The 25314-nt window shown below is 66.3% G+C and carries 22 protein-coding genes, 2 tRNA genes and 1 pseudogene; 8 read left to right on the forward strand and 17 right to left on the reverse strand.

Annotated elements, in window-relative coordinates; genetic code table 11:
- Positions 1–6: 6 nt before the first annotated feature.
- Genes ACTHNR_RS17465 through ACTHNR_RS17475 form a run of 3 tightly spaced genes read right to left on the reverse strand, consistent with a single transcriptional unit; the run spans position 7 to position 1559 of the window.
- Complete coding sequence (locus ACTHNR_RS17465; protein WP_440548915.1) at positions 7–660, reverse strand: hypothetical protein; 654 nt, start codon at positions 658–660, stop codon at positions 7–9.
- Positions 657–1160, reverse strand: coding sequence for a hypothetical protein (locus ACTHNR_RS17470; protein ID WP_440548916.1), 504 nt, complete (start codon positions 1158–1160; stop codon positions 657–659). Before ACTHNR_RS17470 ends, ACTHNR_RS17465 begins: the two co-directional genes overlap by 4 nt.
- 33 nt (positions 1161–1193) lie before the next feature.
- Entirely contained in the window at positions 1194–1559 is a 366-nt protein-coding gene (locus ACTHNR_RS17475) for a hypothetical protein (protein ID WP_440548917.1), read from the reverse strand.
- A gap of 525 nt (positions 1560–2084) precedes the next feature.
- On the opposite strand from ACTHNR_RS17475, the gene ACTHNR_RS17480 reads away from it, so the two are divergent.
- Complete coding sequence (locus ACTHNR_RS17480; protein WP_440548918.1) at positions 2085–3467, forward strand: sigma 54-interacting transcriptional regulator; 1383 nt, start codon at positions 2085–2087, stop codon at positions 3465–3467.
- A gap of 99 nt (positions 3468–3566) precedes the next feature.
- Positions 3567–4538, forward strand: a complete 972-nt coding sequence (locus ACTHNR_RS17485) for a thymidylate synthase (protein WP_440548919.1) — start codon at positions 3567–3569, stop codon at positions 4536–4538.
- 79 nt (positions 4539–4617) lie between these two features.
- Here the strand turns inward: ACTHNR_RS17485 and ACTHNR_RS17490 are convergent, their stop codons facing one another.
- The gene (locus tag ACTHNR_RS17490) at positions 4618–7155 is read right to left on the reverse strand and encodes a DUF6600 domain-containing protein (protein ID WP_440548920.1); all 2538 of its coding nucleotides are present in this window, start codon (positions 7153–7155) and stop codon (positions 4618–4620) included.
- Between the two features lie 171 nt (positions 7156–7326).
- The gene (locus ACTHNR_RS17495; RefSeq protein WP_440548921.1) at positions 7327–8052 is read right to left on the reverse strand and encodes an ArsR/SmtB family transcription factor; all 726 of its coding nucleotides are present in this window, start codon (positions 8050–8052) and stop codon (positions 7327–7329) included.
- 171 nt (positions 8053–8223) lie between these two features.
- On the opposite strand from ACTHNR_RS17495, the gene ACTHNR_RS17500 reads away from it, so the two are divergent.
- The 4 genes from ACTHNR_RS17500 (at position 8224) to ACTHNR_RS17515 (ending at position 11432) form a co-directional block, all read left to right on the forward strand.
- On the forward strand, positions 8224–8361 hold the full coding sequence (locus ACTHNR_RS17500; RefSeq protein ID WP_440548922.1) for a hypothetical protein: 138 nt from the start codon (positions 8224–8226) through the stop codon (positions 8359–8361).
- A gap of 147 nt (positions 8362–8508) precedes the next feature.
- Positions 8509–9762 (forward strand): MFS transporter, encoded by a 1254-nt coding sequence (locus tag ACTHNR_RS17505; RefSeq protein WP_440548923.1) that lies wholly within the window; start codon positions 8509–8511, stop codon positions 9760–9762.
- Positions 9763–9788: 26 nt separating this feature from the next.
- Positions 9789–10844: a GlxA family transcriptional regulator gene (locus ACTHNR_RS17510; RefSeq protein ID WP_440548924.1), complete on the forward strand. Its 1056-nt coding sequence runs from the start codon at positions 9789–9791 to the stop codon at positions 10842–10844.
- An 84-nt stretch (positions 10845–10928) separates the two neighbouring features.
- The gene (locus ACTHNR_RS17515; RefSeq protein WP_440548925.1) at positions 10929–11432 is read left to right on the forward strand and encodes an acyl-CoA thioesterase; all 504 of its coding nucleotides are present in this window, start codon (positions 10929–10931) and stop codon (positions 11430–11432) included.
- 109 nt (positions 11433–11541) lie between these two features.
- On the opposite strand, the gene fumC is transcribed toward ACTHNR_RS17515, so the two are convergent.
- The 4 genes from fumC to ACTHNR_RS17535 all read right to left on the reverse strand — a co-directional run bounded on the left by fumC (position 11542) and on the right by ACTHNR_RS17535 (position 16774).
- On the reverse strand, positions 11542–12933 hold the full coding sequence (gene fumC, locus ACTHNR_RS17520) for a class II fumarate hydratase (protein ID WP_440548926.1): 1392 nt from the start codon (positions 12931–12933) through the stop codon (positions 11542–11544).
- Positions 12934–13008: 75 nt separating this feature from the next.
- A complete protein-coding gene (locus tag ACTHNR_RS17525) occupies positions 13009–14676 on the reverse strand; it encodes a phospholipase D family protein (protein WP_440548927.1) in 1668 nt (555 codons plus the stop codon).
- Between the two features lie 324 nt (positions 14677–15000).
- Positions 15001–16389 (reverse strand): MATE family efflux transporter, encoded by a 1389-nt coding sequence (locus tag ACTHNR_RS17530; RefSeq protein ID WP_440548928.1) that lies wholly within the window; start codon positions 16387–16389, stop codon positions 15001–15003.
- A 163-nt stretch (positions 16390–16552) separates the two neighbouring features.
- Complete coding sequence (locus ACTHNR_RS17535) at positions 16553–16774, reverse strand: RNA-binding S4 domain-containing protein (protein ID WP_440548929.1); 222 nt, start codon at positions 16772–16774, stop codon at positions 16553–16555.
- Between the two features lie 235 nt (positions 16775–17009).
- Between ACTHNR_RS17535 and ACTHNR_RS17540 the strand changes: the two genes are divergently transcribed.
- The gene (locus tag ACTHNR_RS17540) at positions 17010–19127 is read left to right on the forward strand and encodes an ATP-dependent helicase (RefSeq protein ID WP_440548955.1); all 2118 of its coding nucleotides are present in this window, start codon (positions 17010–17012) and stop codon (positions 19125–19127) included.
- 123 nt (positions 19128–19250) lie between these two features.
- On the opposite strand, the gene ACTHNR_RS17545 is transcribed toward ACTHNR_RS17540, so the two are convergent.
- From ACTHNR_RS17545 to fdxA, 8 genes and pseudogenes are all read right to left on the reverse strand, one after another.
- Complete coding sequence (locus tag ACTHNR_RS17545; protein ID WP_440548930.1) at positions 19251–20024, reverse strand: DUF4088 domain-containing protein; 774 nt, start codon at positions 20022–20024, stop codon at positions 19251–19253.
- 268 nt (positions 20025–20292) lie between these two features.
- Positions 20293–20616, reverse strand: coding sequence for an AzlD domain-containing protein (locus tag ACTHNR_RS17550; RefSeq protein WP_440548931.1), 324 nt, complete (start codon positions 20614–20616; stop codon positions 20293–20295).
- 140 nt (positions 20617–20756) lie between these two features.
- Positions 20757–21392: pseudogene (locus ACTHNR_RS17555) on the reverse strand (AzlC family ABC transporter permease); the annotation flags it as partial.
- Between the two features lie 165 nt (positions 21393–21557).
- The gene (locus tag ACTHNR_RS17560; RefSeq protein WP_440548932.1) at positions 21558–22430 is read right to left on the reverse strand and encodes an AraC family transcriptional regulator; all 873 of its coding nucleotides are present in this window, start codon (positions 22428–22430) and stop codon (positions 21558–21560) included.
- Positions 22431–22473: 43 nt separating this feature from the next.
- A complete protein-coding gene (locus ACTHNR_RS17565) occupies positions 22474–22965 on the reverse strand; it encodes a CreA family protein (RefSeq protein ID WP_440548933.1) in 492 nt (163 codons plus the stop codon).
- Between the two features lie 204 nt (positions 22966–23169).
- Positions 23170–23245: transfer RNA gene (locus ACTHNR_RS17570), tRNA-Asn, on the reverse strand.
- Positions 23246–23331: 86 nt separating this feature from the next.
- Positions 23332–23407 (reverse strand) — tRNA-Asn (locus ACTHNR_RS17575).
- Positions 23408–23545: 138 nt separating this feature from the next.
- Positions 23546–23869, reverse strand: coding sequence for a ferredoxin FdxA (gene fdxA, locus ACTHNR_RS17580; protein WP_440548934.1), 324 nt, complete (start codon positions 23867–23869; stop codon positions 23546–23548).
- Positions 23870–24116: 247 nt separating this feature from the next.
- On the opposite strand from fdxA, the gene pncB reads away from it, so the two are divergent.
- Positions 24117–25313 carry a nicotinate phosphoribosyltransferase gene (pncB, locus tag ACTHNR_RS17585; RefSeq protein WP_440548935.1) on the forward strand — a complete coding sequence of 399 codons (1197 nt, stop codon included), beginning with the start codon at positions 24117–24119 and terminating at the stop codon, positions 25311–25313.
- Position 25314 lies beyond the last annotated feature (1 nt).

The following is a 25314-nucleotide window of genomic DNA, read 5'->3' on the forward strand; positions in this document are numbered from 1 at the left end:
GCTGCGTTAGAAAAAAGTGCCCGCCGGGGGACGGAGCACGAAACTGTTCGCCGTGGTGTTACCGGCGCCGGCCGTCTGGTTGATTTGCGCGATGCCGCTTGCGTTCTTGAGCACATCGCTGCCGATGCGCACCGCGCGCTCGCCCTGAGCCATCGCCGATACATCCACACGTCCTTGCTTGGGGGAGGCCGCGGACAGCACACTGTCCGAGACGCTCTCCACTCCGATCGCCGCAGCGCCGATCACGACGCTGTTGCGCTGGAGATTGGCCACGCCCGCCGCTTGGTTCACCATCGCCGCGCCGGATACGTTCGATAGGGCGCCGCTTTCGATGCTTGCCTGGGCGCTCGGCACGCGTGCTCGTGCAAAAGCGCTTTGGGCCGAGCTCGATTCGGCGACGCCGATAGGCGCCTCTCCGATCGCGGCTTGATTGGTTTGGGCGTTGTTCAGGCCCGCTGCCTCGTTCACGGTCAAGACGCCTTTCGCTCCGGCTAGCGCGCCGGAAGAGATCGTTGCGTCTCCTGTGACGATGCTCGTCGGCCGCGTTTGCGCGTCTGCGAGCGTTGGCGCGGCCGAGATGGCGACGCATGCGCAGCAGGCGGCGATCGACCGGAGCGCAAACGCGCGGCGCGGCAAGCGCGCAAAACGAAGCGCTTTCATTTGAGCCCCCCAAGACCGGCGAGCCCCGAGGTGAGCGGCGCGAGCGCACCCGTGACGGACAGCGACACCGTGCCGCCAATGCCGGTCGTCGTCGGCGCGACGCCGCCCGGGCCCATCGCGACATTGCTGCCCGTCGCCGAGCCCCCCAGCAGCTTCGTGAGCGCCTGCAGGCTGGCGGCTCCGCCATTCGGTCCTACGCTCGCGATGCCTTGCGAACCGTGCGCTTGCGTCAGGTCCGCATCGGAGACGAGCGCGCCCACCGTCGAATCGAACGCCGGCGCCGGAAACGTCGTCGCCCGTACCGCGACCGGGTTCTCGTCGCGAGGCACCGCCCTGAAAGCGTCGCGCGGCATCACGTCGCGCTCGATGATGATGTCGCCCGGATTGCCCGTGCTCTGGGCAAACGCGCTGGATGCGACACCGGCGAGCAGGATGGCGGCGCCCGAGCGCAGGATCGCTTGCGCGAGGCGTCGTTTCGGGACGAAGGCGATGAAGGGCATGAGAAGGTCTCCGAGCGAGCGTCGACGGTTGCGCTACTTGCGGAAATAACTGACGGCGTTACCCTGGGCCACTTGCGCGGCGTCGGCGGGAACCGGCACAGGGGTGGGCGGCGCGATTTCGTCCCACAGCGTCACCGAGTGAGAGCCGTGGAGCATCGGACCGGACACGGCCACGGCCATGAGGCCGGGCCCCGTGCCGCGCTGACGCGCCAGCACGTGATCGTCGAGCGCGGCGGCGCCGGGGGCGAGCGTGTCCTCGGCGACGTTCACGCTCGCCAGCGCTTGTTCCGCCGGCTCATCGGCCTGCGCCTGGCACGGCGCGGCGAGCGCAGCGAGCGCGAGGCCTAGTGCAGCGAGGACGGCGTGTGAGCGAAAGGACAGGGGGGAAACGAGTGGCATGGCGTCTTCTCCGTTGTGGGCGGAGTAAGGCGAAAGCCGTGCCATGAGCCCGAAAGCGTTGCTGTGCTTGGCTTTGAGTCGATCGTGCGGCCGCCGGCGGAGCTCGATCGCCGAAAACCGTTTCAGCGCTGAAACTTCGCCGGAGAAATGGGCAGCCGGGAGCAGGCCCGAGGATCGGCGCGGTGTCGCAAAACCGCCACGCAACGACGATTAAGATTGCAGTGCAACATGGCCGCCAGCCCGCATGGCGTCTTGTTGCGCTCGGCCTGTTTCAATTCTTACGGCAAGCACGCTGCCTCGAAGACGGGTCGTATAGTAAGCTGTGGGAACAGTTTCACATCTCTAAAATCGCCGATCGGACGGCAATTGCTATTAATAATGCATTTGCGGTTCCGACGGCTCGGGTTCGGCCAAGAAAGGACTGGGCGGGTCTTCCGCGCCGTTGCGGGAGCCGCGTAACCGTGTGCCCGCGTATCGTCGCGCATGGCGTCTTGCTTCATGTTCATCAAGAACGAGGTCTGAATAATGGAACCCGCAAGTCGGCACTTGGTTTATGTCACTCGCGACGTCAATTCGCAGCTCAGCGCGCAGTTCAACGCGCGTGGCTGGCACGTCGAGGTGGCGGCAAGCGCGCGCGATGCGCGCCGCGCTCTACGAAGCGATGCGGCGGCCGGCGGGCTGCTGGACCTGTCGAGCCGGTTCGATTCGCAGGAGATCGCCGCGCTCGAACCCTGTCTGACGATGCCCAATGTCGGGTGGGTGGCCGCGACGGCGCCGGGCCAGATGCAGGAAAGCGTGCTGCGACGTCTCGTGCGCGACTACTGCTACGACTACATTACGATGCCGTATGAGGCGCCTCGCATCGTCGATTCGGTGGGCCACGCGTACGGCATGGTCGTGCTCGGCACGGCCGACGAAGCAGGCGAGCAAGCCCCGGCGGCGCGCGTGGGCGAGGGCGAAATGGTGGGTTCGTGCGATGCGATGCGCGCGCTCTTCCGCGCGATTCGCAAGGTGGCGATGACCGACGCGCCTGTTTTCGTGTCGGGCGAATCGGGCACCGGCAAGGAACTCACGGCCGTTGCGATTCACGAGCGCTCCGCGCGCCGAGACGCACCTTTCGTCGCGATCAATTGCGGCGCGATTCCTCCGCATCTGCTGCAGTCGGAATTGTTCGGCTACGAGCGCGGCGCGTTCACCGGCGCGAGCCAGCGCAAGATCGGCAGGATCGAGGCGGCCGACGGCGGGACGCTGTTTCTCGACGAAATCGGCGACCTTCCGCTCGAGAGCCAAGCGAGCTTGCTGCGGTTCTTGCAAGAGGGCCGGATCGAACGGCTCGGCGGCCAGGAGTCGGTGCACGTCGACGTGCGCGTGATCTCGGCCACGCACGTCGACATGGCGCGTGCGATGGAAGAGGGGCGTTTTCGGGCGGATCTTTATCACCGGCTGTGCGTGCTGCAGATCGACGAGCCGCCGCTGCGCGCGCGAGGCAAGGACATTGAATTGCTCGCGCGGCACATGCTCGAGCGCTTTCGCAAGGATGGCGCTCGGCGGCTGCGTGGGTTTTCGGCCGACGCCATCGCCGCGCTTCACAACTACGCGTGGCCCGGCAACGTGCGCGAACTCATCAATCGCGTCCGTCGCGCAATCGTGATGTCGGAGGGCCGGCACATCACGGCGCGCGATCTCGAACTGGCCGACTACGTCGAGATAGCCCCGGTGTCGCTCGCGCAGGCGCGCGAGGCCGCCGAGCGTCAGGCGATGGAACTGGCCTTGCTGCGTCATCGCGGAAGGCTGGGCGACGCCGCTCAGGAACTCGGCATCTCGCGCGTGACGCTTTACCGGCTGCTCAGCGCGCATGGCATGCGACACGTCCAGACGGAGCCCGGCGAGCATCGAATGACGAACTGATCCGGCCGTTCGGCAAGAAAACCGCGACGCTTGATAAAATCGAGGTTTGCGCGGCGTCCAAGTCCCGGCCCGCGCGCTCGAGCCGAAGGATTCCCGCGCATGAAACAGTACCTGGACCTGGTCCGCACCATTCTCGATACGGGCAGTTGGCAGGAAAACCGCACCGGTATCCGCACGATCTCGATGCCCGGCGCGATGTTGCGTTTCGACTTGCAGGAAGGCTTTCCGGCCGTCACGACGAAGAAGCTCGCGTTCAAGTCGGCCATCGGCGAGATGATCGGATTTCTGCGCGCGTCGCGCAGCGCGGCCGATTTTCGGGCGCTCGGCTGCAAGGTGTGGGACGCGAACGCGAACGAGAACGCGCAGTGGCTGGCCAATCCCTATCGCGAGGGGACCGACGACCTGGGCGACGTCTACGGCGTGCAATGGCGCCAATGGCCGGGCTACAAGGTGATCGACGCGACGCAAAGCGCACGCTTGGCCGATGCGGCCGAACGCGGCTATCGCACCGTTACGCAGTTCGAGGAAGGCGGCGTGCGCAAGGTGTTGCTCTACAAGGCCATCGACCAATTGCGGCAATGCCTCGATACGATCATGACCAACCCGAGCGATCGCCGCATTCTCTTTCACGGCTGGAATCCGGCGCTGCTCGATCAAATTGCGCTGCCCGCCTGCCACTTGCTCTATCAGTTCTTGCCGAATGTCGCTCGGCGCGAAATTTCCCTGTGCCTGTACATCCGCAGCAACGATGTGGGGCTCGGCACGCCGTTCAATCTCGTCGAAGGGGCGGCGCTGCTTTCGCTCGTCGGGCGATTGACAGGCTATACGCCGCGATGGTTTACGTACTTCATAGGCGATGCGCATATCTACGAGAACCAACTCGATATGCTCGAGCGTCAACTCGAACGGGAGCCGTATGACAGTCCGCGTCTTGTGATCGCCGATCGCGTGCCCGTCTATGCCGAGACGAAGGTCTATGAGCCGCAATGGCTCGAGCAGGTCGAGCCGGCCGATTTTTCGCTCGTGGGCTACCGGCATCACGAGCCTTTGACGGCGCCGATGGCCGTCTAGCTAGTTAGCCGGATCCAGCAGAACAGCCCGATCGACCTTCACGGCCGATCGGGCTGTTTCGTATGCGTGGCGCGCCCCGTTAGCCTCGATGGTGTTCCGGGCCGGGTTGCGATGGCCCGGCGGCGTGCTGCTGATGCTGTTGCGGCGCGGGTTCCGGTCGCGGCTGCGGCTGGGGCTGTGGACGCGGCTGTTCGAAGTGAGGCTGAGGCTGGGGTTGCGGGCGCGGCTGTTCGAAGTGCGGCTGCGGCTGCGGCTGGGGTTGCGGGCGCGGCTGCTCGAAGTGCGGCTGAGGCTGGGGTTGCGGGCGCGGCTGCTCGAAGTGCGGCTGAGGCTGGGGCTGTGGGCGCGGCTGTTCGAAGTGCGGCTGAGGCTGGGGTTGCGGGCGCGGCTGTTCGAAGTGCGGCTGCGGTTGGGGTTGCGGGCGCGGCTGCTCGAAGTGTGGTTGCGGCTGCGGCTGTGGGCGCGTCTGCTCGATGCGAGGTGCGGCTTGCGCCGCCGCGGGCTCACGCATGCCGGGTCTCGCCTCGCCGGTTTGGGGTGGCCGCGCCTCGGCCTGCGGCATGCGCTGGGGTTCGACGCGTTGCATCGGCGTCGTTTGTCCCGGTGCGCCTCCTGCCGTGGCACGCGGCTCATTCGTCGGCAGATGTTGCTGCGTAACCGGGGCGTGCGGCTGCGTCCACGCCGGCGCCTGCCTTGCATTCGCCTCGCCGCCGCGTTCGACCGCGTGGGTGGCCGGCGGACGCGGCACGCCATTATTGGGCTGCGCACGCTCCATTGCGGCCGGCGCATGCGGCATGGCCTGCGGTTGCGCGAACCCCGGCTGGCGCAGGGGCGGTTGCTGCGATTGTGCCGGCCCTGCCTCGGGACGCGCCTGCCCGGGCTGCCTGCCGGGTTGCTCGGCGCGCTGCGCGGCGTTGGCCGGACCATGCGTCGGGGTGATAACAGGCGAGTGCGTATCGACGACACGCACGTTGTGCGGCTCGGCTGGCGCGCCGCCTCGGAAGTCGCGGTTAGGCTGGCCGGCGAAGGGGGCCGGCGCCGCCGGGCGGATCGCCGGCTGTCCCGCGCCCGGCACACGGCCCCCCGCTTGCGCCAAATGTTGGGCCAAGCCGTCGCGGTAGGCTGCTGGCGTCGTCGGCGCTCGCGTCGCAACTACCGGCCGGGTCGCGATTGCTTGGGGCGGGTGATAGGTCGCCGGCCGCAGGCCCGACGCGCGGCTGCCGCGCACCGGCGCGACGCCCGCCGCGCCCGGGTTGAAGCGGACTTGGTTGCCCCATTGCCGCGGGTCGACGTGCTGAGCGAAGTGAGCGACGGGCTTGCCGTGCACGAACGCCGTTGCGGGTACGGCCGTCACGGCGCCCGGCGCACGGTAGTTGATGTACGTGTTGTGAATGTTGGTGATGTTGACGTTGCGATTGACGATCACCGTCTGATTCACGCGCTCGTAGTAACGCGGGCTCCAGCCGCCCCATCCGGGGCGCCAAACCTCGCCTGGGCCGAGCGGGAACCAAGCGAGGCCCGGCGTTGCCGCACCGCCGATCGACAAGCTGACGCTCCAATCCATTCCGCCGCCGCCTCCACCCACGAAGGCTACGAGCGCCGGCGCGTAGACCGGCGGCTCGCTGACGAGCCTCGGCCCCGGCACCCAGCACCACGACGACTGCACATAGGCCCATCGGCCGTAGTGGTAGGGGGCGAAGCCCCACGGCGCATCGTCCACCCAGGTCCAGCCCCAAGGCGCGATCCATGCCCAATGGCCGTCGTGATAGGGCGCCCAGCCGACGGGTTCCCGATTCGGGATCCACACCGCGCCGTACTGCGGGTCATTGCTCCACGTCCCATTGGCATCGAGATCTTCGTAGCCGGGAATGTCGCGTGAGACATAGCGGGCCGACACCGAACGCTCCTCCGCGGCATCGCGGTTGGCCGCCCATTGGTCGAAGCCGTCGGGCGCGGGCGCTTGCGCGGCCGACGCCTCCTGAAGGTTGGTCCCGGTGAAGGTAATTTGTTCTCCGGCTTCGACGGGCACTTGGCCGTTGTCGCCGTATGCAGTTAACGCGCCGCTGCGCACGGTCACTGTCGTCGTGCTGCCGTCGGGGGCAACGTCGACGCGGTAGTCGCCGGGCCGCGTGACGCCGAGCGCGACATTGGGCGTGTCGATCTCGTACGAGGCGCCGCTCGGCATCGAGCGAACGCGCGTGGACAGCGTGCCTTGCGCGACCTTGAGTTGTGCGTTCGAGTCATCGAGGTTCATCACGTCGAGGCTGGTCGACGAGCCCAGGCGCACGGCCGTCGAGCCGATGTGCAGCTCCGAGCGTGCGTTCGCGTCGTTCCAGAGTTGATCGCCCGTCGTCAAAGGGCGGTTGACCGACGCGTACGACCAGTCGTTCTCGCCCGCCGGCTCGGTCGTGACGGTGCCGGCCATGTAGTTCAGCCGCGCGACGCGCCCGGGCGGGTCGGCCGACTGCGTGGCTGGCGCACCGGCAGGAGGGGGCGGCTCGGATTGCGCGAAAGCCGTTTGCGCGGCGAGCGCCAAAGGGGCGATCGCAAGCAGGGCGAAGCCCCGTCCGGTCACGCGCCTGAAGGTTGCGAGGGTGATAGGAGTGGCGGCGGTCATAGCAGTCTCGTTTTGGTGCCGGATCGTAACCGGCCTGTGACAGCACTGTAGCCCCGCCGCGTGTATCAATGCGCTCCGTTTTGTAGCTGTCCGTTCCGGGCTGTAACGAAAAATGTCGCGCCCGCACCGTTTCGCTCGTTCGCCCGCCTTGCCTGGGCGCGGGCGACTTTCCTATGCCGAAAGCAACGCGTCGAATCGCTCCCTGCCGGCGGGCGTAATGCGCAGCACCCGCGGTTTCTCGGCGTGTTCGACCCATCGGTGCTCGGTCCAGTGCTCGAGCAGCGCGGCGCCGAGCGCGCCGCCCAAGTGCGCGCGCCGTTCGCTCCAGTCGAGGCAAGTGCAGGCGAACCGCCGCTTGCGGGAGCGCTGGGCGCTCACATCGATTCCCAAGCGCGCGAGCTGTGCGGCGCCCGAATCGGTTGTTTCGACGCTGCCGCCTTCGTCGACGAGCCAGCCGCGCGCGAGCAGGTGATCGAAGACGCGCACGGCCAATTCGCCGGCCATGTGGTCGTAGCAGGTGCGTGCATATCGCATTTCAACCGGCACCGTGCGTGCGGCCACTACCGGCGCCGGCCGTGCCGGCGCGCTGGCTTGCGCTAAATGGGCCAACGCCTCGATGGCAGTCGCGATCTCGGGCGTGGCGATGCGGTAGTAGCGGTGGCGCCCGCGCACCTCAAGCGCCAACAGCCCGGCTTCGGCGAGTTTGGCGAGGTGGCCGCTGGCGGCGGAAGGCGATAGCCCCGCGATGAGGGTGAGTTCGCCGGCCGGACGGGCGGCGCCGTCCATCAACGACCAGAGCATGGCCGCTCGCCCCGGGTCGGCGAGCAGGGCGCCGATGCGCGAAAGCCCAGGAAAATGCGCGACGTCGCGATCGGCATCGGAAAGCAGGGCGGCCATGGGATCTCCTCGTAGCGTGGTTCGGGGCGGATGTCGGCGGTACGGCTTCTACTGTAATCGCCCGTTGCATTCGATGCTTCGGCGTAACGTGAAACGTGGAATGTGGCGGCGCGGCGGGCCCGGCCGGGCAGGCTAGAATGAAGTTTTGGACGGTGACGCGAAGAGGTTGCGATGAAAGCGTGGTTGACGGCTGTTTTGGCCGTATGGTTCTGTGTCGGCTGCGCGGAGCATGGCACGCCGCGTACCAACGACGGCAGCAGCATTACGATGTACGGCACGATCGACGAGGGCATCACCTTCCGCAAGTAGCGAAGGAGGGGCGTGCGGCATTGTTCGGCGACGGCGGTACGGGGACAGCGCGTGGTGTGGCAGAAATTGATGCATCATTGACGCTTCTGCCATCTCGCGCGGAGCGAGCATAGAGGGATTCCTGCTCACTCATCGAAGGGTTCCCCGATGCACGCTTCTCTGTCCGCCCTACCTAACCCCGAACGCGCCGGCCGCCGTAACGCACGAGTGCTGGCGTTATGCCAGGCGCTCTATACGTCTTCCGTCTCGATCGACCTCACGCTGACCGGTCTGGTGGGCTATACGCTCGCGGACGACAAGGCGCTCGCCACCCTGCCGTTCTCCTTGATCACCGTCGCCGCCGCGCTCACGACCATCTTCGCGTCGTTCCTAATGGCGCGTATCGGGCGCCGTGCGGGTTTCGCGCTCGGGGCGGCCGTCGGCGCGGCCGGCGGGGCCGTCTCCGTGCATGCGATCTTCGCTCACAGCTTCTGGATGTTTTGCTGCGGGACGGCGACGGTCGGCGTCTTCCAAGCGTTCGCGCAGTACTACCGGCTCGCCGCCGCCGATGCGGTCGATGCGCAATTCAAGAGCCGCGCGATCTCCACGGTGCTGACGGGCGGCGTCGTCGCGGCCGTGCTCGGGCCGGCGCTGGCCGCGTGGAGCCGCGATTGGCTCGCCCCTATCGCGTTCGCCGGTTCCTATGCGCTCGTGACGGTGCTTGGGCTCTTATCGATGGCGCTCGTGCTGATCGGCTATCGCAACGCCGCACCGGCAGCCCACGCAAGCGCATCGACGCAGGCGGGCGAGGCGAGGGCGCGCCCCCTCGCGCAAATCGTCGCGCAGCCGATTTTCCTCGCCGCGCTCGCGAACAACGCGATCGGCTACATGGTCATGATGTTCGTGATGACGGCCACACCCATCGCCGCCGTGGCATGCGGTCATACGATCGGCGACGGCGCGCGGATCATTCAATGGCATCTCGTCGGCATGTTCGCGCCTTCGCTCTTCGCTGGGCGTTTGATCGCGCGCGTCGGCGTGCTGCGCGTGATCGGCGCGGGTATCGTATTGTCGGCCGCGTGCGGCGCCATTGCCCTCATGGCCACCGATCTGCCCCACTTCTATGTCGCGCTCGCGTGCCTGGGCGTAGGCTGGAATTTCATGTTCGTGGGCGGCACGACCTTGCTGTCGCAATCGTATCGCCCGAACGAGCGCGCAAAAACGCAGGCGACGAGCGAATTCACGACCTTCGCCTGCACCGCGCTCGCCTCGCTGACGGCCGGCCAGCTGCTTGCGCGTTTCGGCTGGACAGCCGTCAATGCCGCGATCTTTCCGGCGCTTGCGCTCGCGGCCTGCGTGACGCTCGCCTACGCGTGGTCGCGCGCGCGAGCGAACGCAACCGCCGTGGCCGGCGCCATGTAGATCGATTCGATGAAAAGGAGCCCTAATTGAGTGCGACCGGCGAACCTATCCTTGCGTCTCCCGCAGCCGCGCCCGCGATTCGGCAAATCGTGTTCGCCGTTGCGCCGCACCTCGTGCTGCTCGACGCGTGCGGTCCGCTGGAGGCATTTTGGCGCGCCGAACTCGAGTTGCGGCGAGCGCGAGGCAGTTCCGCCGAGGACATCGTCGCCTACAAGACCCGTGTAGCGTCCATCGAGGGCGGAACGCTGCCCACGCACGTGGGCCTGCCTGTCGTCGTCGAACGGCTGGACGCGCTGGAGGACGAGGCGATCGATACCGTCGTCGTCGCCGGCACGTTCGTGGCCGATCGAATGGTGCTGGATCCGAAGCTCGTCGCGTGGCTCGCCCGCATAGCGCCGCGGGTTCGCCGCGTTTGCTCGGTCTGCGTCGGCGCGTTCTATCTGGCGGCCGCGGGTCTGCTCGACGGACGACGCGCGACCACGCACTGGCGCAGCGCCGATGAACTCGCTCGCACGTTTCCGACGGTCGACGTGGACGCCGATCCGATCTTCATTCGCGACGTGCGCGGCGGTCGCGCCGTCTGGACGTCCGCGGGCGTGACGGCCGGAATCGACCTCGCGCTTGCGCTGATCGAAGAAGACTTCGGGCATGCGGTCGCGATGCAGGCGGCGCGTAGGCTCGTGGTGTTCATGAAGCGCCCCGGCGGGCAATCGCAATTTAGCGCTGCGCTCGATGCGCAGCATTGCGCGAGCGCCGAATTCGACGCGCTGCACGCGTGGATGACGACGAATCTGCACGGCGACCTCTCGGTCGAGCGGCTTGCGGAACGCGCGCGCATGTCGCCGCGTACGTTCGCGCGTCGTTACGTGGACGCGGTGGGGCGCACGCCGGCCAAAACGGTCGAGGCGCTGCGGCTCGAGGCCGCCTCGCGCGCGCTCGCGCAATCCCATCGCCCCATGAAGCGGATCGCGCTCGATTGCGGCTTCGGCTCCGAACAGAATCTGCGGCGCGCATTCGTCAGACGCTTCGGCGTGCCGCCGCTCGATTACCGCGCGCGGTTCGCTTCGCTGAACGCCGGGTAACCGAGAGCGCGCCGCGCCGATATTGCACCCGTATAATCGGCTCCTTTATATTCCTCGCCGCGCGAACGCGCCACCGGAGCCACGATGAGCACGCCCTCGACCCCCTTGGACCGTTCCGAAACGACGTTCCGTTTCCTCGCCGAGCCCACCTCGGTCAATTTCGGCGGCAAGGTGCACGGCGGCGCGCTGATGAAATGGATCGACGAAACCGCGTACGCCTGCGCGGCGGTGTGGTCGGGCCGGTATTGCGTGACGGTCAGCGTTGGCAACATTCGCTTTCGCCGGCCCATCCTGGTGGGCAATCTCGTCGAATTGCGGGCGCGCGTCGTGGCGACGGGCCGCACGAGCATGCATATCCACGTGACCGTGCACGCGGGCGATCCGAAGAGCGGCCAACTGCGGCTGACCACCGATTGTCTCGTCGTGTTCGTGGCCGTCGACGAGAACGGCACGCCCATCCCAGTCCCGGCGTTCGAGCCGCGGACCGACGAGCAAAAGCGTGTCGCGAAGTATGCGATGGACGTGAAAGCCGCGCTCGACGCGATCGTCGAACTCAAGCCCGAAGAGATGGCGAACGGCAAAATCTAAGTATCGAGCGGGCTCGCTCGCGATGTTCGCGATTGGGTTCCCGGCATGAGCGAGCCAGGAAAGGCCTGTGGGCGGCTCGGGCCTTCCCTTGTCGCATTCGGGTTCGTCGTTAGTGCCCCGTCATATCCTCCGGCCGCACCCATTCATCGAACTGTTCTTCCGTCACATACCCGAGCGAGAGCGCGGCCGCCTTGAGCGTCGTGCCTTCCTTATGGGCCTTCTTCGCGATCTGCGCGGCCTTGTCGTAGCCGATGTGCGGGTTGAGCGCCGTTACCAGCATCAGCGATTCGTTGAGCAGCGTGTCGATTCGCGCGCGGTTCGGCTCGATGCCCACCGCGCAATGATCGTTGAAGCTTTGCGCACCGTCGGCCAGTAGACGAATCGACTGCAGCACGTTATGCGCGATCATCGGGCGAAATACGTTGAGCTCGAAGTTGCCGCTCGCGCCGCCCAGGTTGATCGCCACGTCGTTGCCGAACACTTGGCAGCACAGCATCGTGACGGCTTCCGACTGCGTCGGGTTGACCTTGCCCGGCATGATCGAACTACCGGGCTCGTTCTCGGGGATCGAGATTTCGCCCAAGCCGCAGCGCGGGCCGCTCGCGAGCCAGCGTACGTCGTTCGCGATCTTCATCAGGCTCGCGGCGAGCGTCTTCAATGCGCCGTGCGCGAAGACGAGCGCGTCGGCCGCCGCCATCACTTCGAATTTGTTAGGGGCGCTGACGAACGGCAGGCCCGTCAAGCGGCCGATCGCCGCCGCGACGCGCTGGGCGAATTGCGGGTGCGCGTTCAACCCCGTGCCGACGGCCGTGCCGCCCTGTGCGAGTTCGTACAAGTGCGGCAGCGACGATTCGAGGTGCGCGATGCCGTGCGCGAGCTGCGCCGCGTACCCCGAGAACTCTTCACCGAGGGTGAGCGGCGTCGCGTCCTGCAAATGCGTGCGGCCGATCTTCACGATGCCGGCGAACGCTTGGGCTTTCGCCTCCAGCGTCGCGCGCAAAGCGGAAAGCGCCGGTACCAGATGCTTGACGATCCCGCTGGCCGCGGCCACGTGCATGGCCGTCGGGAACACGTCGTTCGACGATTGCCCGCGATTCACGTCATCGTTCGGATGCACCTTGCGCGCCTCGCCGCGCTCGCCGCCCAGCAGTTCGCTGGCGCGATTGGCGATCACTTCGTTCAAATTCATGTTCGTTTGCGTGCCCGAACCCGTTTGCCAGACCGCCAACGGAAATTCGCTCGCATGGCGGCCCTCGATGATTTCGTCGGCCGCCTGCATGATCGCTTGTGCTTTATCTTTGGCCAGCACGCCAAGCTCGAGGTTGACTTCCGCCGCGGCGCGCTTGATGACGGCAAGCGCCGTGACGAGTTCGGGCGATTGCTTTTCGGTCGAAATCTTGAAGTTGAGCAACGAGCGTTGTGTTTGAGCGCCCCACAAGCGCGCGGCGGGCACGGCGATTTCGCCGAACGTGTCGCGCTCCATGCGATGGTCTTCCGTCATGATGCGTTGGCTCCGGTAGATGTGCGAAAAACGGGATTGGGAAGCGAATTCGATTCGGCCTGGGCCGTTGAACCGCTACAACTGCGAGTCGATCGGCAACAACAAGAATAGACCCGTCAACACATTGCGTGCGAAGCCGGCCTCGGGATCGAGCGACCAGGTCCGCAAATAAGGGCTGCCGGTTTCACTTTCGTCTTCGCCGGTCCAGACGAGACCCGCCACGGGCGCCCCGAGCGCGCGCAGGCGCTGGTCTTCGCTCGGCGTCGCGAGTCGAACGCGGTAGCTCACGCTTGGCGACATCGATTGATCGATGAGCTTGGCGACCGCGTCCGCCAGCACCGGACTGTCGATGAATAGGGCAAGCTCGCTGTTGAGGTGGGCCGAGCGAGGATCGAAGTTCAACGAACCTATCACGAGTGTTTGCCGATCGATGACGTACGCTTTCGCGTGCAAGCTTGCGCGCGATTGCGATCCCGCAAAGAAGCGCGAGCGCTCCCGCTGCAGCGGTTGGTACTCGTAGAGTTCGACGCCGTTCTCGAGCAGCGGTATTCGATAAGGGCTGTAGCCCGCCTGCACGGCGACCGCGTCGGTCGAGGCCATGGAGTTCGTGACGACGGCCACGCGCACGCCGCGATGGGTAAGGCCCGCGAGGAGCTTGACCCCCGCATCGTGCGGGACGAAGTACGGCGACAGCAGCAGCACTTCATGCTGCGCGCCGCGCAGCAGTTCGGCGAGCCGATGCATCGGGGGGCTGCGGTAGTCGTCGTTCGGGGCGGTGACCTTGCTCGGCGAGTCGACGCTGAAGGTGGCGTGAGCCCAGACCAGGCCCAACTGCTCGCGCGCGATCTGCTGTGCGAGCGGCGCATCGCGCAGCGGCTTCGCGCCCACGGCCGCGGCTTGTTCGCGCCAGTGCGCACGCAGCGCCTCGCGGGCCGAGTGCAGATCGGTGTCGGCGAAGTGCTGCTTGTCCAGTACGTTCAGCGGATAGGCCCCGGCGCTGTTCCAGAAAGCGTCGAAGCTCTTCGACACGTCTTCGACGATCGGCCCCGCGGCGACGACGTCCAAATCGCGGAACTGCAGCTTGGGACTCGCGCTGAAATACTCGTCGCCCAGATTGCGGCCGCCAACGACCGCGACTTCGCCGTCGGCGATCATCGCCTTGTTGTGCATCCGATGCGTGAAGCGATCGAGGCGCGTGACGAACGTTTCCGTGCGGGCAAAGACGCTCGAGCGCGAACTGCCGAATGGGTTGAACACGCGCACCTCGATCTTCGGATGTCGGGAAAGTGCGGCCATCAGGCGCTCGGCGTCGTCGAAATTGAGATCGTCGACCAGCATCCGCACACGCACGCCGCGATCGGCCGCGTAAAGCGCGGCGGCGAGCAGCAGTCGCCCGGTCGTGTCTTCGGCGGCGATGTAGTACTGCAGATCGAGTGTCTTCGTGGCGGCGCGCGCGAGCGCAATGCGCATTTGAAGCGCGTCGGTGCCGTCGGTGAGCAAGCGGAATCCCGACTGCCCGCCGTGCGCCGCGACAAGCGGCGCTAGTGCTTGCCCGAGCGGCGTCGCGGCGGGGTGCTCCAGCGCATGCGTGGCAGGGCGATCGAGCGAAGTGGCAGGCGGCAGCGAGGAGCAGGCGGCGACCAGCCCGGCGAGGAGGCCGATGAACAGCACCAAGGCGAGCCGACGGGCCGAGACGAGCACACCCGCGGGCGAGTCGAGCGGAAGGACTCGCTCGGCGCTCACTCGCGCCGCAAAGCGATGCGCGGTTCGACGCAAAGCGGCAGGGGGCCGCGGCCATGGCACGTGATGCACGTCGGACTCTTCCCTTGCTGGTGGACAGACCGGAACCGGCGGATGCTCGTATCGGCACCCATAACCGCATTCTAGGGGAAGCCGGAGCACGATACGCGCCAAGCATACGTGCGCATCGGCGCATGCACTCCATCTATGCGCCCGACAAAAAAATGGCCCGCCGCAATCGCGGGCCGAACACCCTGTCAGAAGAGTCGGTGCCTATCGTAGGTGCATTGCGGGCGCCGGCCAACCAATAAGGGATGCTTTGCTTATCTATGCGTCGGGCCGATGGCGCGTGCGGCGTTCGAAACGCAGCGTCATGAGCACCGCGACGCTCGCTAACCCGGCGGCGAGCCCCCACCAGAGCCCGCGCGGGCCGAGCCCGGCGTGAAACGCGAGCAGGTACCCGATCGGAAAGCCGACGCCCCAATAGCCGAACGCCGCCGCCAGCATCGGAATACGCGTGTCCTTCAGCCCGCGCAGGCACCCCGATCCGATCGTCTGCATGCCGTCGACGATCTGAAAGACCGCCGCGACGCCGAGCAAGGAGGCTGCGATCGAGACGGTCTGCGCATTGGCGGGATCGTCCAGGCGCAGATAAAGGCCGATGATGGCGCGCGGCGCGACGATGAACAGCAGGCCTGTCATCGACATATAGGCTACGCCTAGCCCGAGTGCGACGAACCCAGCGTGCCGGGCGGCGACGCGATTGCCTGCGCCCATCCAGTAACCGACGCGCACGTTAGCGGCCTGGCCGATGGCAAGCGGCACCATGAACGTAACGGAGCTGACGCTCATCGCCACTTGGTGCGCCGCGAGCGGTTTTTCGCCGATCAAGCCGATAAAAAGCCCGGTGCACAGGAATAGCATCGATTCCACGCCGTACGTGATCGCGACTGGCCAGCCGATCGCGAACAACTCGCTCATGAGCGGCATCGTCGGCCGCTTGGCGGCCACGAAGTGCCGGTAGCGCGGCCGGCCGTGCAGCAGTGCGACGAGCGCAATGGCGCTGAGCCACACGGTGATCGTGGTGGCCGCTGCCGAGCCGAGCATACCGAGCTTGGGCAGACCGTAGACGCCGTGGATGAGGCCATAGTTGAGCAAACCGTTGAAGAGCACGCCGACGAGCGAGACCCACAGCAAGCGCTTGGCTGCGCCGATCGCCGGCAAGAACGAGCGCATCATGCCGATGCCGATGAGGCTGCCGAGCGAGGCGAAGCGCAGCACGCCCGTATATGCGCCTACGTCGCGCGCGAGCGCGGGCGGCTCCCCGAACGCGAGCAGGATAGGGTGGGCGAACGAGAGCAGGACGAACGCCGGCACGGAGAGCAGCACCGACAAGGCGAGGCCGGTCCAGTAGATGTGCGGTACACGGTGCTCGGCCTGCGCGCCGCGCGCATTGGCGACCGTGACGCTTACGGAGCTGAGCACGCCTTGCAGCAGCGTGACGATGACGAAAAAGATCCCGGCGCCCAAACCGCCGGCGGCGAGCGCGTCGGCGCTCAGCGAGCCGAGCAGGATCGTGTCGGTGACGCCCATGGCCATCTGAGACAGTTGCGCGATGGCGAGCGGGGCGGCCAGGCGTGCGGTGTCGGCGGCATGGCGCGACAGCGGCGGCGGGGCCGGCGCGGCAGCGGCCCGTGTGAAGGCGGATTCGGACATGGCGAGGCGATCGAGGCGCAATGGTGCGCGGGCGCATGACCTGCGCCGGGCCCAATGTTGTTTTCGTCGGAAATGAAGAGCTTATTGCTTCGGCGCTCGGCTGTCGATGGCGCAAGCGCGTAGTGGGCGGCGGCGCGCCCCGATTTTCAGGACTGCGCTCGGCTCAGGCGCCCTCGTGGACGGCGATGCGCGTGTCGCCGAGCATGACGACCTGGCCTGCGCGGATCTTGCAGGTCTTACGCAATTCGACGCGGCCGTCGACGGTGACCTCGCCCGCGGCGACCAGCATCTTCGCGGCGCCGCCGCTGTCCGTGAGACCCATCAGCTTGAGCAGATTGTGCAGTTCGACGTAATCGCCCGTAAGCGTGAAATTGAGATTGGCCATGGCGATAGCCGACACGCGGCCTGTAAGCGATTAGGGCACGCATCATAAGCCACTTGGGCCGCGGAGTGAACCGGCGCATGCGAGATTCGATACGCCCCTCATTTGGGGCCCTTGCCGGGCAGGCATGTATGCCTATACAGTATGTCCGACTCGCTAGCCGAGCGGCTAACCGAGCGTCCAATCGGGCGCTCGCTTGCCCGTCTCGCTGCCCAACATCACGATCGACGATCGCCCCGTGTACGACATTTCGACTGCCGCCGCCTCGGCTGCGCCCGCTCCGGCCATCCCTTATCTCGAGAAGCTCAACGAGGCGCAGCGCGTGGCGGTCGAGCATGGCGTCGGCGAGCGGGCGAGCCCGGGCGGCCCGCTGCTCGTGATCGCCGGCGCGGGGTCGGGCAAGACGAATACGCTTGCCCATCGGGTCGCGCATCTGCTCGTGAAAGGGGCGGATCCGAGGCGCGTGCTGCTGCTGACGTTCTCGCGGCGCGCGGCGCAAGACATGACGCGTCGCGCCACGCGCATCGCCGCCCATGCGCTCGGCACCCGCGCCGATTTGGCTCAGGCGTTGACGTGGACGGGCACGTTCCACAGCGTCGGTGCGCGCCTGCTGCGCGAATACGCCGAGTCGATCGGTCTGTCGCCCGTGTTCACGATCAACGATCGGGAAGACTGCGCTGACCTGATGAATGTGGTGCGGCACGAACTCGGGTTGTCCGCCAAGGAGCGGCGCTTTCCGGTGAAGGGTACCTGTCTCGCGATCTATTCGCGCGTCGTGAATACCGGCGCGACGCTCGCGCAGGTGCTCGAGCAGGCCTTCCCCTGGTGCCGCGAATGGGAACCGGATCTGCGCGCTTTGTTCGCCGCCTATGTCGCCGCCAAGCAGGCGCAAAACGTCCTGGACTACGACGATCTGCTGCTGTATTGGTCGCGCATGGCGGCGGAGCCCACGATCGCCGCCGATCTCGGGCAGCGCTTCGACCATGTGCTCGTCGACGAATACCAAGACACCAATCGACTGCAAGCCACGATCTTGCTGGCGATGAAGCCCGACGGCCGAGGGCTGACCGTGGTCGGCGACGACGCGCAATCGATCTACTCGTTCCGGGGCGCGACGGTGCGCAATATCCTCGATTTTCCGGGACATTTCGAGCCTCGCGCCTCGCGCGTGACGCTCGAGCGCAACTATCGCTCGACCGCGCCGATCCTCGCGGCGTCGAACGCCGTGATCGGCCTGGCCGCGGAGCGCTTCACGAAAGATCTGTGGACCGACAAGGCCTCGGCCCAACGACCCCGGCTCGTATCGGTGGCGGGCGAACTGGAGCAGGCGAGGTATGTCGTCGAATCGGTGCTCGCGGCGCGCGAAGCCGGCATGAAGCTCAAGGGCCAGGCGGTGCTGTTTCGAGCGGCGCACCACAGCGCGGCGCTGGAGATCGAGCTCGCGCGGCACAACATCCCGTTCGTCAAGTTCGGGGGGCTGCGCTTTCTCGATTCCATTCATGTGAAGGACGTACTCGCCGTGCTGCGATGGGCGCAAAACCCGCGCGACCGCGTGGCCGGGTTTCGCGTCCTGCAACTGATGCCGGGCGTAGGCCCTGCGACGGCTGGACAGGTGCTCGATGCAGTGGCCGATGCCGGCGAACTGCCCGCGGCGATCGGGGCGTACGATCCGCCGGCGCGTGCGCAGGCCGATTGGCCCGCGTTCGCCGCGCTGATGATGGAGGCCGGCGCTTCGCGCACGCCGTGGCCGGCCGAATTCGAGCAAGTGCGGCGCTGGTACGAGCCTCATCTCGAGCGCAATCATGAAGACGCGCCCACGCGGCATGCCGATATTTTGCAGATGGAAAGCCTAGCCGCCACGTTTGCGTCGCGCGAGCGCTTCCTCACCGAGCTGACCCTCGATCCGCCCGATGCGACCAGCGGCGAATCGGGCGTGCCGCTCGTCGACGAGGATTATCTGATTCTCTCGACGATCCATTCGGCGAAGGGCCAGGAGTGGCGTAACGTGTTCGTGCTCAACGGCGTCGACGGGTGTATCCCGTCCGATCTCGGCACAGGCAGTCAAGAGGAAATCGACGAGGAGCGACGCCTGCTTTACGTGGCCATGACGCGCGCAAAAGAAGATCTGCACATCGTCGTGCCCCAGCGCTTTTACGTGCACAACCAGAGCGGGCTTGGCGATCGGCATGTCTGGGCCTCGCGCACGCGGTTCATCCCCGCATCGCTGCTGCCGCTGTTCGACGTTCAAGCCTGGCCCCGCGTGGAACCGGTCGCACCGCCGACGGCCTCGGGGCTCGCGGCTGCCGCGAAGGCGCGCATCGATATCGCGGCGCAGCTCAAGGCGATGTGGGATTGATGTCTCGCGGGCAGAACGCCCCCGGCGAGGCCGGCGGGTTGCCGCTACCGCGATGCCGGGCGCCGGGCGCCGGGCGGCGTTCGGCTTGCGGCATGGACGGGCGCGCCGTGGGAGCCGCCCCGGTCAGCGCGGGCGGCGGGGTTCGATGCGGGGCTGCGCCGGCCTTTGGGGCGGCATGAAGAAGTTGCGCATCCAAGTCGCCATGCGCGCGAAGATGTCGTACGGCTCTTCGACGAAAATCTCGGGCTTGAGCAGCCGCAGATACTCCATGATCTGCTGCGCTTCCTGCTTTTGAAACGAGCCGTGCGCCAGGCCGAGCTTGAGCAGGCCACGCAATTCCCCGAGTTTTTCGCGTGCCGTGCTGCCGACGCTCGTCTCGCAGGCGATTTTCGCCTCGTACACGCGCTGGCGTAGCGATTCAGCCAGCCGCCAGGCCGGCGTCTGCATCTTTTCCTCGAGCGATTGGATGTCCCGTGCCGTCGACTTGATCTGAGCGGCGAGCGGATCGACGAGCGCCGGGTCGCCGCCCGCTTCCTTGACGATGGCGCCGGCCCAGTCGCGAGCAGCCTTCGCGAGTTCCTCGGGCGTCCACTCCGAGCGTACGGCGAAGCTGAAGCCGAACTCTTCGGCCTGACGCATCAGAATCGCCGCGACGTCCGGGAATTCTTTTTCCAGCGTGCGTTTGGCCCACGCGTACTGGCCCCCTTGGAGCATGCGCTGCACGGCATGCTCGGTGAGGGGCACCATGTTATCGAGCAGTTTCGCGCGCAGGAAATCTTCGAACGACGGCGTCGCGAACTGCGGATCGAGCTTGAGCGACACCCGCACGAAGGCCTCGAAGTCCTTGTGCAGCGAAGAGATCGTCTCGTCTCGTAGAGAAAGGGTGATTTGACCCATGGCTTGTCCTGATCGCTCGCCCCGCCGACGGCTTCACGCCGCGGTGGTCGCTAGGGCAGTCCTGGCCGAGCCGGCTCGACGTCCAATCGGACGCGCCGGCGCGAAACGGCGCGCCTTGCGGTTTTCGCATGCGTTTTCGAGCCGCTACCGACGACAGGCGACGGCGCGCCCCTGCGCCGCGCGGCCAAAAAACGCGCTTCGACTGAATAACGGCGACTGCGCGCGGAACTTGAGGGATTTGGAGGATGCCGTCGGACGAATAGCGAATTTAGTGAACGACCAGTCCTTGCCACAGAAAGAAGACGGCAAGCCCGACGGCGATCGTCAAGAGCGGACGGCGCGTCCAGGCCGACACAGCGCAGGCGGCAAGCGCGCCGACGAGTTGCGGATTGCGCCAGGTCAGCTCCGGTGCACCACCATGGGGCGTGACGGCCATCGGAACGATGATCGCCGTCAGCACCGTCACAGGCACGAAGCCGAGCGCCGTGCGCACGAGCGGCGCGAAGACGATGCGCTCTCCCAGCATGAACACCGTCGCGCGGATCATGAAGGTCACGGCGGCCATGCCGAGAATCAGCAGAACGTAGCTCATGACGTCACCTCCGTGCCGCGTTCGGCCCGGGCGGGGGCGCCGCCGGCCTGCCGAGGCTGATGCTGCCGGCTGGCGTTGCTGGAGGAGGCGCGCTCGTCCGCTCGCCGTCGCCCGCCGCGCCCGGGGTCGCCATCGGCCGCCCGAGGCCCGGACAGCGCGACGCCGACCGCCACGCCGGCGGCCACGGCCGCCAGCAGGCCAAGCTTGTAGGGCAGGCCGGCGCACGCGAGTGCGACGACCCCGGCGGTGGCGGCCGATGCGATGTAGCGCAGCGACACGAGCTGCGGCACGACGATCGCGATGAACGTCGCGACCATCGCGAAATCGAGGCCGAGCGATTGCAGGCGCGGGAACGCCGCGCCGAACAGGAGTCCGGCAAGCGTCCAAATTTGCCAGTTCACGTACATCGACAAGCCCGAGCCAAGGAAATAGTGCGGCCCGATTTGGCCCGGGCTCGCATGCCGATAATGCGCGTAGGCGACCGCGAACACTTCGTCGGTGAGCAGCGCCCCGAGCGCTAGCCGCCACGCGGGGGACAGGCGCGCGACATACGGCGCCAGCGTCGCGCTGTAGAGCACATGGCGTATGTTCACGACGAGCGTCGTCGCCCATATGACGGCGAAACTCGCGTGCGAGGCGATGAGCCCCAATGCGATGAACTGCGAGGAGCCGGCAAAGACGGCGAGCGACATGAGCTGGCCGTGCCACAGGTGCAGCGGACCGGCGGTGACGAGCGTGCCGAAGATGACGCCGAACGGCGCCGCGCCCACCATCATGGGGATCGTGTCGCGGGCGCCGTCGACGAATTCGTTGAGTGGGGTGCGCGGTTTCAAGGGAAAGTCCTCCTACTGCGCGCAGGATAGCGGCGGCGCGGTGCGGGGCGCTTGTACGTTCTTGCTTTGGGCGTCGCGTATGGGCCGTGTGCGCCGTGTGCGCCGCGCCTATCCGGCGTTGCCCGCCTGCCAGCGGCCCGGAGGCACGCCGAACATGCGCCGGAAGTGCCGCGTGAAGTGGCTTTGATCGGTGAAGCCGCAGGCGGCGGCCACATCGGCGACCGGCGCGCCATCACGCAGCGGCGCGAGCGCGCGCTGCAGCCGCAGCTGGTTGCGCCACGCGTGCGGCGGCATGCGCGTCGCCTGCGTGAACAGACGCGCGGCATGAAAAGCGGATAGATCGACGCTGGCGGCGAGCTCGGTCAGGCTGAGCGGCTCGAGCAGATCGGCGGCGAGCCGCTCCTTCATGAGCGCGACACGCGGCGGGTCGCCCCCTGGCCGGTGCGCTTCGGGATGCCCCACGGCATGGCGAACGATCAGCGTCGACATGGCATCGATGAGCGCCATTTCAGCCGCGAGGCAATCGCCGCCCGGCAACACCTTACCGTTGCCGTGCGCGGCCGCGAGCCCTTCCATGAGGCGATGCGCGCGCGCGACGCGCTCGGCTAGATCGGGGTCGCGGATCACATCGACGGGAAACCACGGCATCGGCTGCGGCGTCGATGCGATTTCGCCCGCCAACTGCGTGATGAAATCGATCGGTACGTAGAACACGCGGTAGCGCCAGCCGCCTTCCATGGCGCGCGATCCCGTGTGGATCTCCCCTGGATTGATGACGGGCACCGTGCCGGCTTCGGCTACGTGCCGGGCGCCTTGGTAGGCGTAAGCTTCCGCTCCCGCCTCGATGACGGGCACCGTGTAGGCCTCGTGCCAGTGCGGCGAAAATTCGTGCTCGCGATACTCGGCCGTGAGCATGTCCGCGCCGGGCAGCAGCGGCGAGCGCCAATAACGGGCGCAATCGCGGAAGCGGGGCTCGTCCATGGTCGGCATCCTACCGTGCATGCGATGTGGCCAGCCGCGCGCCTCAGCGCACGGGGATCGCCGTGCCGGAGGGCATTGGCACGGCGCTGACGCTGTTCTTGGCGCTGCCCGAGACGACGCGGTCGCTATAGGTCAGATAGACGAGCGCATTGCGCTTTTCGTCGACGATGCGCACGACGTGCAGTGTCTTGAAGATGAACGACATGCGCTCGGTGAAGACATCCGCCTGGCGCTTCAAGGGGCCGGAGAATTTGATCGGGCCCACCTGGCGGCAGGCGATCGACGCTTCGGTGGGATCCTCGGCGATGCCGAGCGTGCCCTTGATACCGCCGGTACGCGCGCGCGAGACATAGCAGGTGACGCCGTCGACGGCCGGATCGTCATACGCCTCGACCACGACGCGGTCGGAGCCCGTCACGCGGAAGTTCGTATTGACGCTGCCGATTTCCTGCGCGCTTGCGGGCAGGGCCGCGCAAGCGAGGGCGGTGGACGCGAGTGCGACGATCTGGAGCGGTAAGGAGGCGAGGCGGCTCATGGCGAAGTGATGATCCTGCGGGGACTGCCTGCGCGAGGCGGCTGACACGATGGCGTGTAAAGCGACACGGTATCACAACGGTTAGCCGCGGATCGCCTGGGCCGCAAGGCCGACGGGCACGCGCCGAATGCAGTGTGCGAATGGCCAGCGCCAAACGCAAAAAGGCCCGTCGACGATACGACGGGCCTTTTTACATGGAGCGGTTGGCTCCCCGACCTGGGCTCGAACCAGGGACCTACGGATTAACAGTCCGGCGCTCTACCGACTGAGCTATCGGGGAACAGCATGCTACGGTGCAAACTAGTACTACGCGGCTAACGCGTAAAAAAGCCCGTTATGACGAACGGGCTTTTCCATTCATTCTTTTGGCTCCCCGACCTGGGCTCGAACCAGGGACCTACGGATTAACAGTCCGGCGCTCTACCGACTGAGCTATCGGGGAACAACAACAGCAGAGAAGCGAGATTTTATGTACCGGTTCTCGCCCTGTCAATACCCCGAGGCATCTTCGCGACGGCGATGGCCGGACGCGAGGCGGGAAAAGTCGGGCGCCGCGCCCGCAGGCCGGAGCGTAAGCGCGTTATCGCTCGAGGAACTGGAGCTTTTCCTGGATGTCCTTGAACTCGTCGGCTTCGGGCAGCGGCGATTTCGTTTTGGTGATGCTCGGCCAGATCTTCGCCAACTCGGCGTTGAGCGGCGTGAACTGTTGCTGATCGCCGGGCACGTCTTCCTCGGCGTAGATCGCGTTTACCGGGCACTCGGCCACGCACACGGCGCAGTCGATGCATTCATCGGGGTCGATCGCGAGGAAGTTGGGACCTTCGCGAAAGCAGTCCACCGGGCAGACGTCGACGCAGTCGGTATAGCGGCATTTGATGCAGCTTTCGGTCACAACGTGAGTCATTCAAGCTCCTGCAGGGGATATCGGGGGAAAATGCCGAAATAGCAAAACGTGTATTGTAACTGAACGTCCTGGCCCCGTTGCGTCCGGGGTCTTAGCGCCGTTTAGATCGATTCGTGATTAGTTTATGGGCGCCCGGGGCGCCCGGCGGGTCCTACGCTATCGCCGCCGTCGATGCGGTAACATGCGGCGATTCGTGAGCGTGCCGCGGCGCAAGGCGCGCCGCCCGCCACGTGTTTCGGTTGCCACCATGATCATCACTTCGCTGCTCGACACCGATCTCTACAAGTTCACGATGATGCAGGTGGTGCTGCATCAGTTTCCCGCGGCGAGCGTGGAATATCGCTTTCGCTGCCGCACGCCGAACGTGAATTTGGCGCCCTATGTCGACGAGATTCGCGACGAGGTGCGCCAGCTCTGCGAGCTGCGCTTCACCGACGACGAGCTCGATTACCTGCGGCGCATGCGCTTCATCAAGAGCGATTTCGTCGATTTTCTGGCGCTGTTTCACTTGAACGAGAAGTACATCTCGGTCGAGGAATCGGCGAAGCGCAACGGCGAAATCGAAATCTCGATCACGGGACCGTGGCTGCACACGATTCTTTTCGAAATCCCCGTGCTCGCGATCGTCAACGAGGTCTATTTTCGCAATACGCAGCGCGAGCCCAATTACGCGATCGGGCGCGAGCGTCTGGGCGAAAAGATCGCGCTGCTCGGAGCCCGTCCGGAATTCGCCGATTGCAAGATCGCCGATTACGGCACGCGGCGCCGGTTCTCGAAACGCTGGCACGAAGAGGTGGTGCTCACGCTGATGGGCGGCATCGGCGAGCAGCTCGCCGGCACGAGCAACGTCTTCTACGCGAAGAAGCACGGATTGACGCCGCTCGGCACGATGGCGCACGAGTACCTGCAAGCCTGCCAGGCGCTCGGCCCGCGGCTGCGCGATTCGCAGACGTACGGCTTCGAAGTCTGGGCGAAGGAATACCGCGGCGACCTTGGCATCGCGCTGTCGGACGTGTACGGCATGAAGGCGTTCCTGCGCGACTTCGACATGTATTTCTGCAAGCTGTTCGACGGCGCGCGTCACGATTCGGGCGATCCTTTCGAGTGGGGCGAGCGATTGCTGCGCCACTACGAGGAGAATCGCTGCGACCCGCGCACGAAGGTGCTCGTCTTTTCCGACGCGCTCGATATTCCGAAGGTGCTCCAGCTTTACGAGCAGTTCCGCGGACGCTGCAAGCTTGCGTTCGGCGTGGGCACGAATCTGACGAACGACCTCGGCTACAGCCCCTTGCAGATCGTCATCAAGATGGTTCGCTGCAACGGGCAGCCCGTCGCCAAGCTATCCGATTCGCCGGGCAAGAATATGTGCGACGACAAGGCATATCTCGCTTATCTGCGGCAAGTCTTCGGGATTGAAACGCCGGTGGACGACGGTTCGGACTGAT

Source organism: Trinickia sp. (assembly GCF_051954495.1).
In the GTDB taxonomy this organism is placed as follows: Bacteria; Pseudomonadota; Gammaproteobacteria; order Burkholderiales; family Burkholderiaceae; genus Trinickia.